Origin of the sequence: Tistrella bauzanensis (assembly GCF_014636235.1) — a bacterium.
GTDB classification, from domain to species: Bacteria; Pseudomonadota; Alphaproteobacteria; order Tistrellales; family Tistrellaceae; genus Tistrella; species Tistrella bauzanensis.
On record NZ_BMDZ01000025.1, the window covers coordinates 14351 to 26515 of the forward strand.

12 protein-coding genes are annotated in these 12165 nt (G+C 66.6%); 5 read left to right on the plus strand and 7 right to left on the minus strand.

Translation table 11 applies throughout. The features are described 5' to 3' along the window. Positions 1 to 26 precede the first annotated feature (26 nt). From IEW15_RS11760 to IEW15_RS11785, 6 genes are all read right to left on the minus strand, one after another. Positions 27 to 854: an ABC transporter permease gene (locus IEW15_RS11760; protein WP_188578056.1), complete on the minus strand. Its 828-nt coding sequence runs from the start codon at positions 852 to 854 to the stop codon at positions 27 to 29. Further along, positions 844 to 1806 (minus strand): ABC transporter permease, encoded by a 963-nt coding sequence (locus IEW15_RS11765; RefSeq protein WP_188578058.1) that lies wholly within the window; start codon positions 1804 to 1806, stop codon positions 844 to 846. The genes IEW15_RS11760 and IEW15_RS11765 overlap by 11 nt, the downstream gene beginning before the upstream one ends. Then, on the minus strand, positions 1803 to 2813 hold the full coding sequence (locus tag IEW15_RS11770) for an ABC transporter ATP-binding protein (protein ID WP_188578129.1): 1011 nt from the start codon (positions 2811 to 2813) through the stop codon (positions 1803 to 1805). The genes IEW15_RS11765 and IEW15_RS11770 overlap by 4 nt, the downstream gene beginning before the upstream one ends. Positions 2814 to 2960: 147 nt before the next feature. After that, on the minus strand, positions 2961 to 4136 hold the full coding sequence (locus IEW15_RS11775; RefSeq protein ID WP_188578060.1) for an ABC transporter substrate-binding protein: 1176 nt from the start codon (positions 4134 to 4136) through the stop codon (positions 2961 to 2963). 174 nt (positions 4137 to 4310) lie between these two features. Next, a complete protein-coding gene (locus IEW15_RS11780) occupies positions 4311 to 5438 on the minus strand; it encodes a CaiB/BaiF CoA transferase family protein (protein WP_188578062.1) in 1128 nt (375 codons plus the stop codon). Positions 5439 to 5455: 17 nt separating this feature from the next. After that, positions 5456 to 6262 carry an enoyl-CoA hydratase-related protein gene (locus IEW15_RS11785; RefSeq protein WP_188578064.1) on the minus strand — a complete coding sequence of 269 codons (807 nt, stop codon included), beginning with the start codon at positions 6260 to 6262 and terminating at the stop codon, positions 5456 to 5458. A 335-nt stretch (positions 6263 to 6597) separates the two neighbouring features. Here IEW15_RS11785 and IEW15_RS11790 point away from each other — a divergent pair, with 335 nt between their 5' ends. The 5 genes from IEW15_RS11790 (at position 6598) to IEW15_RS11810 (ending at position 11178) form a co-directional block, all read left to right on the plus strand. Further along, positions 6598 to 7380, plus strand: coding sequence for an enoyl-CoA hydratase/isomerase family protein (locus IEW15_RS11790; RefSeq protein WP_188578067.1), 783 nt, complete (start codon positions 6598 to 6600; stop codon positions 7378 to 7380). Positions 7381 to 7489: 109 nt separating this feature from the next. Next, entirely contained in the window at positions 7490 to 8536 is a 1047-nt protein-coding gene (locus IEW15_RS11795; RefSeq protein ID WP_188578069.1) for a substrate-binding domain-containing protein, read from the plus strand. 12 nt (positions 8537 to 8548) lie between these two features. After that, positions 8549 to 9082 (plus strand): TRAP transporter small permease, encoded by a 534-nt coding sequence (locus IEW15_RS11800; RefSeq protein WP_188578070.1) that lies wholly within the window; start codon positions 8549 to 8551, stop codon positions 9080 to 9082. A 22-nt stretch (positions 9083 to 9104) separates the two neighbouring features. After that, a complete protein-coding gene (locus IEW15_RS11805; RefSeq protein ID WP_188578071.1) occupies positions 9105 to 10400 on the plus strand; it encodes a TRAP transporter large permease in 1296 nt (431 codons plus the stop codon). Between the two features lie 31 nt (positions 10401 to 10431). After that, on the plus strand, positions 10432 to 11178 hold the full coding sequence (locus IEW15_RS11810; RefSeq protein ID WP_188578073.1) for an IclR family transcriptional regulator: 747 nt from the start codon (positions 10432 to 10434) through the stop codon (positions 11176 to 11178). Between the two features lie 9 nt (positions 11179 to 11187). Here IEW15_RS11810 and IEW15_RS11815 read toward each other — a convergent pair whose 3' ends face one another. Next, the gene (locus tag IEW15_RS11815; protein WP_188578075.1) at positions 11188 to 12093 is read right to left on the minus strand and encodes a LysR family transcriptional regulator; all 906 of its coding nucleotides are present in this window, start codon (positions 12091 to 12093) and stop codon (positions 11188 to 11190) included. Positions 12094 to 12165 lie beyond the last annotated feature (72 nt).

The following is a 12165-nucleotide window of genomic DNA, read 5'->3' on the forward strand; positions in this document are numbered from 1 at the left end:
CTGTATTGTCCATCAGAAGGTGTCTCCTATTTCCCGGAGCCTTCGACCGCCTCGCCGCCACGGGTGAGGTAATAGGCGGCAAGGATCGGCAGGAAGGTGGCGATGATCACCAGCACGGCCACGACATTGGTCACCGGCCGCTGACGGGGGCGAACCAGTTCCTGCAACATCCAGATCGGCAGGGTCGATTGCTGGCCGGCGGTGAAGGTGGTGACGATCACCTCGTCGAACGACAGCGCGAAGGCCAGCATGCCGCCGGCGAGCAGGGCGGTTGCGGTGTTCGGCAGGATGACGTGAAAGAAGGTCTGGAAGGCATTGCCGCCCAGATCCATCGACGCCTCGATCAGCGACGGGTTCAGCCGGCGCAGCCGGGCGACGGCGTTGTTGTAGACCACGACGATGCAGAAGGTGGCGTGGCCCAGCACGATCGTCCAGAACGAGAACGGGATGTCGGCGACCCCGAAGGCGGTGCGCAGCGCCATGCCGGTGACGATGCCGGGCAGCGCGATCGGCAGGATCAGCAGCAGGGTCACCGGCTCGCGCCCGAAGAACCGGAACCGCGACAGCGCGCCGGCGGCGAGCGTGCCCAGCACCAGCGCCGCGACGGTGGCGATGGCCGCGACTTGCAACGACAGACCCAGCGCATCGCGGATGTCCTGCCGTTCCCAGGCCACCGCGAACCATTTCAGCGTCAGCCCCGGCGGCGGAAAGGCATAGGACCGTTCCTCGGTGGTGAAGGCATAGAGGATGATGAAACCCAGCGGCAGATGCATGAACAGGATGCCGAAGCCGGCGCCCAGCTTCAGCGGCAACGACGCCCGATTGGGATCGGATCGTTTCGGGTCAGACCGCATCGAAGGCCCCCACACGCTTGGCGACCGTCAGGAAGATCACCATCACCACGATCGGCACCACCGCGAAGGCGGCGGCCAGCGGCAGATTGCCGGCAACCCCCTGCTGCATATAGACCGCCTGTCCCAGCACCAGCGCCGAGGTGCCGATGACCTGCGGCACGATGTAATCGCCAAGCGTCAGCGAGAAGGTGAAGATGGCACCCGCCACCACCCCCGGCATCGCCAGCGGCAGCACCACGGTGCGGAAGGTCTGGCCCGGCCGCGCGCCCAGATCGGAGGATGCCTCCAGCATGCTGGCCGGCACCCGTTCCAGCGCCGCCTGGATCGGCAGGATCATGAACGGCAGCCACAGATACAGAAACACCAGCACCATGCCGGTATAGCTGACCGACAGCGACGGCCCACCGACCAGCGGCAGCGACAGCCAGGCATCGATCACACCGCCCAGCCCCAGCCGGGCCGCGACCCAGCCGATGGCGCCTTCCTTGGCCAGCAGCAGCTTCCAGGCATAGAGCTTGACCAGATAGCTGGACCAGAGCGGCATCATCACCGCCAGATAGAACAGCGCCTTGGCGCGGCCCCGGGCATAGCGGGCGGCATACCATGCGACTGGAAAGCCGATCACGGCGGCCAGCAGCGTGACCACGGTCGCAAGCCCCACCGTGCGCAGCACGATGTCGAGATTGGCCGGGCGCAGCAATTCGCCGAACGTCTTCAGGGTCGGCTGATAGATGATCGTGCCCGCGAACTCGTCGATCGAGAACAGGCTGTGGGCCAGCAGGGTGAACAGGGCGCCCAGATAGATGATGCCCAGCCACAACAGCGGCGGGATCAGCAGGCAGGCGAGCAGCAGCCCGCGCCGGCGAAGGATGATGTCCGACAGCCGCCGGGCGATGCCGTGCCGCCCGGGCGGGGGTGGCAGCGCGCGCCGGTCGATGGCGGCCGCGGTCATGCCTCCTCCATCGCGCCAAGGGCGCCGGCCGGAAACACCAGGCGCACGGCGCTGCCCTCAGGCGGGATGCCGGCCGAGGCGGGCACCGAGACCGAGATCGGGGCACCGGCCGCGCTGCGGACGGTCAGCCGGCGCATCGCACCCTGATACAGCGCATCGGCCAGCACGCCATCCAGGTGCAGATGGCCGTCGGGCACGGCGGCGCCGGCCGCCAGCAGCGCGATCTTTTCAGGACGCAGCGAGGCAAGCCGCGCCGGCGCGCCGGCGGCCGCGGCAAGTGCCGGGTCGAGGACGTTGGCGCCGCCCACGAAGCCGGCGACAAACCGGGTGCGCGGGCGTTCATACACGGCTTCGGGCGTGTCGACCTGCACGATCCGGCCCTGGTTGAACACGGCCACCCGGTCGGCCATCGACAGGGCCTCGCCCTGATCGTGGGTGACGAACACGAAGGTCAGGCCCAAACGGCGTTGGAGGGCCTTCAGCTCCACCTGCATCTCTTCACGCAGCTTCAGGTCCAGCGCGCCCAGCGGTTCATCCAGCAGCAGCACCCGTGGCTCCAGCACCAGGGCGCGGGCCAACGCCACCCGCTGGCGCTGGCCGCCCGACAATTGCGCCGGCTTGCGGTCGCCGAAGCCGTCGAGCCGCACCAGCGCCAGGGCGGCATCGGCGCGCTCGCCGCGCTGGCGGCGGTCCATACCACGCATCCGCAGACCATAGGCGACGTTGTCGCGCACGCTCAGATGCGGGAACAGGGCATAGTCCTGAAACACGGTATTTACCGCGCGGGCATAGGGGGGCACGCCGTCGACGGTGTCGCCGAAGATCTCGATATGGCCGGTGGTCGGCTGCTCGAAACCGGCGATCAGCCGCAGGCAGGTGGTCTTGCCCGAGCCCGACGGCCCCAGCATCGCGAAGAATTCGCCGGCGATGATGTCGAGGTCGACCGCATCCACCGCCCGGACCGCGCCGAAATGGCGCGACACGGCGGTGAAACGCACGGCCGGCATGGCCGGTGCTGCGGCGGTGGCGACCGCGCTGTCCGGGATCAATGGCATCGTCAGCATCAGCCGTTCACGGATGGACGGAGAAGGATGGGGCAGGGATGTGGGGCATGCGCAGCCGGAGACGGGTGCACACGCCCGACGATGGCCCGGTCAGCGGCCGCCCAGCACCGCGATATAGTCCGACACCCAGCGGTAATAGGGCACGCAGCCCTCGGCCTGGCTTTCGCATTTCGACACAGGGGTGCGCCAGAAGCTGATCCGCTCGAAATTGCCCATGCCGTTGGTGGCGCAGCCCTCGTCGCCCAGCAGCGCATTACCGGTGCAGGCCGCCGGCACCGACGGCACCGATCCGAACCATGCAGCAAGATCGCCCTGAACCTTGGGGGCCAGCGAATGCTCCATCCACAGATAGGCGCAAGTGGGATGGGCCGCGTCGGCATGCATCATGGTGGTGTCGGCCCAGCCCGTGGCGCCTTCCTCGGGGATGGTCGAGGCGATCGGCTTGCCCTGCCCCTTCAGAAGATTGACCTGGAACGGCCATGACGATGACGCGACGACGCCCTCATTGGTGAAATCGTCGATCTGAACCATGGCGTCGTGCCAATAGCGCTGGACGATCTTGCGCTGGCCGCGCAGCAGGTCGAGTGCCGCCTTATACTGCACCTCGGTCAGCTCATACGGATCCTTGATGCCCAGATCCGGCTGATGAGCCATCAGATAGAGCGCCGCGTCGGCGATATAGATCGGCCCGTCGAAGGCCTGGATGCGGCCCTTGTTGGATTTGCCGTCGGGCAGGGTGGTTTCCTCGAACACCACCTTCCACGACGTCGGCGCCTCGTTGAAGACCTCGGTCGAATACATCAGCACGTTGGAGCCCCATTGATAGGGCGTGCCGTAATGGACCCCGTCGACCGTATGCCAGGGCGCGCTCTTCAGCCGGTCGTCGACCGTGTTCCAGCTCGGGATCAGGTCGGTGTTGATCGGCTGGACCTTCTTGCCGGCGATCAGGCGCAGGCTGGCATCGCCCGACGCGGTCACCAGATCGAAGCCGCCCTCGTTCATCAGCGCCACCATCTCGTCGGATGTGCCGGCGGTCTTGATGGTGACCTTGCAGCCGGTCGCGGCCTCGAAGCCGCTGACCCAGTCGTAATCCTTGTCGGTTTCACCGCGTTCGATATAGCCGGGCCAGGCGACGATATCGACCTGCCCCTCGCCCGCGCCGAGCGCCGTCATCATGCCGGCGGCGGCGGCGCCACCGGCCCCCGCCAACTGGCCCGCGACCAATGCGGTGCCGACGGCACCGGCGACCAAAGCCTTGATGCGCATGGTTGTCTCCCTCAAGGTCTGTGCCGGCCGCACAGGTGGGGCTTTCAGCCCTCGAACCCGTCTCCCTGCGGCCCATGTCCCTGAGGGTCAGTGTGCGCGTGGCCGGCGACCCTGCGCCACACCAAAGCATCGAAGGTTGGCTATCGGAAAAACCGATGGGCTCTGCGCGGTCGCTCAGCGCGGCCCCAGGATCTCGTCATTATGCTCGCCCAGCCGTGGCGCGCGGTTGCGGATGCCGGGGCGTTCCCCGCCCAGCGACACTGGCAGACCAACCACGTCCAAGTCGGTATCCGGAATGCGCGCGACCAGATCGAGGGCTGCCAACTGGGCATCGGCCGCGATTTCGGCCAGCGAATGGATCGGCGAACAGGGAATACCCACGGCTTCAAGGCGCGCCGCCCATTCGGCCTTGCCGCGGGTGCGCATGATCGCCTCCAGCTCGGGCAGCAGGGTCGCCTTGTTGGCCACCCGCAATCCGTTGGTGGCATAGCGCGGATCGTCCGCCCAGTCGGGTCGGCCGACCTCGCGGGCGAGCTTGGCGAACAGCCGGTCATTGGCGGCCGCGACCACGATCTCGCCGTCGGATGTCGGCAGCGACTGGAAAACCACGACATTGGGGTTGCCGCTGGCATGACGTTGCGGCTGGCGGCCGGTGACCTTGAAGGCGGCGAAATAGATCGCGAGCCAGCCCATGGCGGTTTCCAGCAGCGACACGTCGACCGTGATGCCCCGGCCGGTGGTGCCGCGCTGAAGCAGAGCCGCCAGGCAACCCAGCGCCGCCCAGACCCCTGTGCCCAGATCCAGCACCTGCATACCCACCCGCGAGGGCGGGCCTTCGGGTGTGCCGTTGACGCTGAAGATGCCGGCGAATGCCTGGATGATCGGTTCATAGCCCGGCTTCAGGCGCATCGGCCCCGTGGCGCCGAATGCCCAGAGCGAGCAATAGATCAGGCGTGGATTGAGCGCGGCGAGGCTGTCGGCGTCGAGGCCGATCTGTTCCATCATGCCCGGGCGCATGTTCTGGACCAGGATATCGGCGTCGGCCAGCAGATCCCGCAATCTGGCAAGGCCGGCCGGATCCTTCAGATCCAGCGTGATGCCGCGCTTGTTGCGGTTCATGGCGTGGAAGGTGACGGCGGTGTCGCCGGCGAACGGAGGGCCCCAGCCGCGGGCATCGTCGCCGCCATCGGGCCGTTCCACCTTGATCACGTCGGCGCCGAGGGACGCCAGGATTTCGCCGGCATGGGGGCCGGCGAGATTCTGGGCGATCTCGATCACCTTGATACCGTTGAGGGGCAGCATGACGGTTGGGGTCTCCTTCAGCGGCCGGTGAATGCGGGGGCGCGGCGTTCCACGAAATGGGCGACGCCCTCGCGGAAATCCTCGGTGGCGAAACACTTCACCTGTTCGGTGTCGGCAAGGTGGGTGGCGGTCGCCAGATCCTGGAACAGGCCGGCATAGAGCTGGCGCTTGATGATCCGCATCGACCGGGGCGATGACAGCTCGGCCAGTTCGGCGGTGATCGTATGGACCGCCTCGACGAAGCCCAAGGCGGGCAGGGCGCGCACCAGCCCCAGCGCCGCCGCCTCGCGGCCGGTCAGCACCCGGCCCGACAGCAGCAGGTCGGCGGCGGCCATCGGCCCGATCAGCCGGGGCAGGATCCAGGCGCTGCCATGTTCGGCGATCAGCCCACGCCTGGCGAAGGCGGTGGTCAGCTTGGCGTCCTCGACCATATAGCGCAGGTCGCAATACAGCGTGATGCACAGGCCGACACCGGCGGCGGCGCCGTTGATCGCGGCCACGATCGGCTTCGGCACGTCGAGCAGCCAGGAATAGCGCTGGCCGAAATTCTCAAGGGTAAAGTCGCGCGCGGCGGCCGGGGCGGGCTTGTCCTCGCCGGGGGCCGCCGGGGTCAACCGGCCCATATCGGCACCGGCGCAGAAGCCGCGGCCGGCGCCGGTGACCATGATCGCGCGCACCACCTCGTCGGCGACCGCCCGATCCATGGCGGCGCGGAACCCGGTCTCCATGCCCGGCGTCCAGGCGTTCATCTTGTCGGGCCGGTTCAGGGTGATGGTGGCAACCCGTCCGGTCACCGCATACAGCACCGCCTGTGCATCCGACATCCTGCATCCTCCCTCAACGCGTCGCTGGTTCTGTCCGTTTTTGGGATAACAGGGTGGCAGGGCCTGTGGAAGACGGTTCATCCATCTGGAATTCAGATACACATACATGGATTTGAACAAGCGCGCGGCGCGACTGATTTCCATGGATCTGAAAAAACATCCAGATATGTGGAAAAACAAAACACATCTGCGAAACGGTCGCCGCTCCTCCGGGCTTCTGACTATACTTCCGGCGCTGAAAGGCGGGAGGAACGCCGGGGCATGCTGTCCCGCAGCCGGAGCAAGAACAGGCGGAACCCCAGGGTATCTGCCGAGGAAAACGGGCAGGTACAACCATGTCGACCGCACGCAAGGGAGACGTTCACGTCTCGACCCACGGCCATGTCACGGTTCTCGAAATCAGGCGGCCGCCAAACAATTTCTTCGACCTGGAGCTGATCGGCGATCTGTCCTCGCTGGTCGAGGGGTTGGACGATGATGTCGACTGCCGCGCGATCGTGCTGGCATCCGAGGGCAAGGCATTCTGCGCCGGCGCGGATTTCCAGCGCCGGCCGGCGGAACTCGCCGGTGCGCTTGAGGATCGCAACCCGCTCTATTCCGAGGCGGTGCGCCTGTTCCGAAACCGCAAGCCGATCGTGGCGGCGGTGCAGGGGCCGGCGATCGGGGGTGGTTTCGGCTTGTCGCTGGTGGCGGATTTCCGGGTGGCCGCACCTGAAGCGCGCTTCGGTGCCAATTTCGTCAAGCTCGGCATCCATCCGGGCTTCGGCCTGACCCACACCCTGCCGCGACTGGTGGGTGTGCAGAAGGCCAACTGGATGTTCATGACCGGCCGTCGGCTGACGGGTGAGGAGGCGGCGGCGATCGGTCTGGTCGATCTGTTGGTGCCCGCCGAACGCCTGCGCGACGCAGCGATGGCACTGGCTCAGGAGATCGCCGAGGGCGCTCCCCTGGCCGTGCAGTCGACCCGCGCGACACTCCGGCGCGGCCTCGCCGATGCGGTCCAGGCCCAGACCGATCATGAATTCGTCGAACAGAAATGGCTGGCCCGGACCGAGGACCACCGCGAGGGCATTCTTGCCGTGTCGGAGCGCCGCGCGGGCCGTTTCGTGGCCCGCTGACCGGCAGGGCCGATGCACAGGACGGACGGTCCGGATATCCAGGCGACACCAAGATCGCGGGCCGGGCCGGCATGGGACATCAGAAACATCAGACGGGAGGAGAAGACGGATGATCAATCGCCGCAATTTCGTGAAGCTCGCCGCCGCCGGCGCTGCCGTCGGCACCTTCGGAGCCCCCTGGATCGCCCGCGCGGCCAAGCCGATCACGTTCAAACTGGCCGATTCGCTGCCCACCACCCATTACTCGATGCCGATCATCAAGCATTGGATCGCCCAGATCGAAGACGGCACGCAGGGTCGGGTCAAGTTCGAGCACTATCCGGCCGAACAATTGGCCAGCGCCCGCGACCTGCTCGACGCGGTTCAGACCCGCATCGCCGATATCGCCTATATCCCGTCCCAGTACTTCTCCGAGAAGCTGCCGATGGCGACAGTGGGCAGCCTGCCGATCCCCGAGATCAAGGCCGACATCTATGCCCTGGAAGCGGCCTATTACGAGATCGGCCTTGGGATTCTGGACGAGGTCGAGTTCAAGGATGCCGGCATCCGCGCGCTCAGGGCCTCATCGACCGAGGCGTACAACCTGCATATGGTCGACCGCAAGATCGTCACCCTCGACGATCTGTCGGGCCAGAAGATCCGGGTTGGCGGCAATGTTCAGCAGCAGGCGATCACGGCGCTCGGCGGCATCCCGGTGACCGTCACCCCGCCCGAAATCTACAATGCGATGCAGAACGGCACGCTCAACGGCACCGTCTTTCACATTCCCAGCATTCATTCCTACAAGCTGAACGATCTGGTGCGCTACAGCACCGACAATCTCAATCTGGGTGTGTTCAACAGCTATTACGCGATGAACCGCGACCTCTGGGACGATCTGCCCCCCGATATCCAGGCGGTCTTCGACCGCGCCGGCCGCGATCTGATCAGGTTCGAGGGGGATACCATCGCGCGTGCCTCCAACACCTGGCGGGCGGATTTCCGCAAACAAGGCATCGATGTCTATGACCTCGACCCGGCGGTGATCGACGAGGCGGCGCGGCGGTTGACCCCGATCCGCCAGAAATGGGTCGATCTCTACCAGAACCGCAACCTGCCGGCGCAGCGCGTGGTCGATGCCTGGGTCACCGCCCTCAAGACCCATGCCGCGGCCTGAGGAGACGATGTCTTGGAGACGCTCGACCGCCTGATCGGCCGGCTGGAAGCCGTGTTCGAATATGTCGCCGTGGCCTTGCTCGCGGTCATGATGCTGCTGATCGCCATGGATGCCGGCGGCCGCTATCTCTTCGCGTCCCCGGTCTTCGGCACCCATGAATTCGTCGAGACCTATCTGATGGTGGGGGTGGTGTTCCTCGGCATCGCCCAGCTTCAGGCAAAGCGCGGCCATGTGGCGGTCGAGTTCGTCTCCAGGCATTTTCCGGCCGGTATCCGCCGGCTGCTGGAGGCGCTGTTCCTGGCGTTGACGCTGTTCGCCGTGTCTCTGATCGCCTGGATGGCGGTGGAACAGATCTGGACCAACATCATCCGCGACCGGGTGATCGCGACACCGTTTCCGTTCACGCAGGTGCCGATGCCGGTCTATCCGTCATGGGTGCTGCTGGCGGCGGGCGTGATCCTGCTCTGGCTGCGCATGGCGCTGCAATTGCTGCGCTGTCTGCTGGACCCCGAGCCGCCGCGCGCGTCGAGCGACGTCGTCCACTGACCCTCGCGGAGACCTTGAAGTCATGTTCGACGTCGCTTTTCCGATCGTGCTGTTCCTGGTCACCCTGGTGCTGGGCATGCCGATCGGCTTCTCGCTGATCGTGGCCGGCGCCACGGGCGTGTGGATGAATGCCGGCTGGATGCCGCTGCTGGGTATTCTGCGCGCGGAACCCTATCGTCACGCCTCGTCCTTTCTGCTCACCACCATTCCGCTGTTCATCCTGATGGCGGAACTGCTGGCCCGGGGCACGGTGGTGCAGGCGATGTTCCGCTGCGCCTATGCCTTTGTCGGCCATCTGCGCGGCGGTCTGGCGCTTGCCGCCGTTGGTGCCAATGCCGGCTTCGCGGCGCTCAGCGGCTCCAGCACCGCCGCTGCCGCCGCCATGGCGCGGATCTCGGTGCCCGAGATGCGCCGCTTCGGTTATGACGACCGGCTGTCGCTGGGCACGGTGGCGATCGCCGGCACGCTGGCGATCATGATCCCGCCCAGCCTGGGGCTGATCATCTATGGCATCCTGACCGAAAGCTCGATCGGGCGGCTGTTCGTGGCCGGCATCGTGCCCGGGCTGCTGTCGGCCCTGGGTTTCGTGGTCTCGATCATGATCTGGGTGCGGCGCGACCCGTCGATCGCGCCGCAGGTGATGCGCACCGCCTGGCCGGAACGCCTGCGCAGCCTGACCGCGATCGGGCCGGCCATGCTGCTGGTGATCTTCGTCGCGGGCTCGATCTATTCCGGCGCCGCGACGCCGACCGAGGCCGCGGCCATCGGCGCGCTGGCGGCGCTGGTGATCAGCATCACCCTCGGCGGCCTGCGCCGCGCCGAGATGCTGGCCGCCTTCCGGTCGTCGATCCGCAGCACGGCGCTGATCTTCACCATCATCATCGGCGCCATGATCTTCGGCAAATATCTGGCCATCACAAGGCTGCCGCAGGATCTGCTGGCGGTGATCGTGGCGCTCGACGTGCCCGGATGGGTGATCATCGCCATCCTGGTCGTGATCTATCTGATCATGGGCTGCTTTCTCGACCAGCTTGCTGTGATGCTGCTGACCCTGCCGCTGACCTTCCCGCTGGTGATGGGGCTTGGCTATGATCCGATCTGGTGGGGCATCGTGCTGACCAAGACGTCGGAGATCGGCATGGTGACGCCCCCTCTGGGCCTGAACAGTTTCGTGGTGTCGGCCTCGGCGAATGCGCCGCTTGAAAAGACATTCGCCGGCGTGTGGCGGCTGCTGATCGGCGACCTGATCGTGCTGTTGCTGCTGCTGCTGTTCCCTGCCATCTCGCTCGTCCTGCCCGGCTGGTGGTACGGTCCGTGACATCACGCTTGATGCCAGGAGGAGACAGGTCATGTCGACGGCCGCGATCAAGACCGCCCGGCGGGTGTTCGAGGTGCTGGAATATTTCGACGAGGTGCGCCGCCCGCTGACCCTGCGTGAGGTCGCGACCCATTTCGGCTATCCGGTATCCAGCACCGCCGCCCTGCTCAAGAGCCTGCTGCAACTGGGCTATGTTGATTTCAACCGGCCGACCCGCACCTATATGCCGACCATGCGCATCGCCATGCTCGGCGAGTGGGTGCAGGCCTCGCTGTTCGGCGAGGGGCGCATCCTCAGGCTGATGCAGCACCTGAAGGACACGACCGGCGAGATGGTCAGCCTGGGCACCCAGTCCGACATCTATATGCAGTATGTCCATGTTCTGTATTCCGAAGAGGGGCTGCAATACCGCATCCGGCCGGGCAGCGTGCGCTCGATGACCCGGTCAGGCTTCGGCTGGCTGCTGTTCAGCGCCATGCCCGATGCCGAGATCGACAAGCTGCTGCGGCGGGTGAACATCGACGAAGACGATCCCGGACGCCGGATGACGTTCGATGAGCTGATGGTGCAGGTCAACGAGGTGCGCCGGCTTGGCCATGTCTATTCCCGCCACACCGTCACCCGTGGCGCCGGGGTGATCGGCATGCTGCTGCCGGCGCAGAGCTATGGCCGGCGCTTCACCATCGGTGTCGGCGGGCCGGTGGAGCGGCTGGAGGAAAAGCACGACATGATCCTGGCCACGATGCGCGAGGCGATTCCGCGCTTTCTGCCGGCGTAAGCCCGCCGTTCAGCGCCGGCCGGCCGGCCGGGTCGCCGCAACCGACACGAAGCCCGCGGCGGCGGCCGATAGCGGCGATCCGCGCCGCCAGGCGGTGGCCACCTGGATCGCCGGCAGATCTTCGACCACGCCGCGCGCCTCGATCTTGTCGCCTTCCAATGACCAGGGGCGATAGGTGAGATCGGGCAGGATGGCGACGCCGGTGCCGGTCGCCACCAGGCTGCGCACCGCCTCGACCGATCGGGTGCGGAAGGCGACCGGCGGGCGGATGCCCAGCCGGCGCCAGACCACTTCCGATGCCTCGGCGATCTCGTCGATGGTCAACAGCACATGGGGCTCGGTCGCCAGATCGCGCAGGCTGACGCGTTCGCCCGCTGCCGCCGGATGGCCCAGCGGCAGCCACACCCGATAGGGCGAGATGTCGACCACTTCGATCTGAAGCGCCGAGCTGCCGCGACCGGGGGCCAACACCATCACAGCCACATCCAGTTCGCCGCCGACCAGCAGATGTTCCAGATAGTCGCCATTGTCCTCGACCGTCTGGACGTCGACATCGGGAAAGGCGCGGCGGAAGCGGGCCAGAAGATCGGCCAGCACATAGCCTGCCACCAGCGGCGTCACCCCCAGGGCCAGCCGTCCGGCCAGGGCCTGGGCCTCGCCGCGGATCGCGCGCCGGGCATCGGCGACATCGGCCAGGATGCGGCGGGCATGGGCCAGGAACTGATGGCCCTTCAAGGTGGGGGCGACGCCACGGGCATGGCGTTCCACCAGCGGAAAGCCCAGATCGATCTCCAGTCCGCGCAGTGCCTCGGTGACGGTGGATTGCGAGATCGACAGCGCCTGTGCCGCCGATGAAATGCTGCCGCGTTCGGCAACGGCCACGAAGTATTGAAGCTGACGCAGCGAAAAGGCCAAGGGCATGTCTCCGCAGCCGGGGCGGGCGTTCGGTCCCATGGGGGCGGCATCATGATGAAGCCTCGCCGGCGC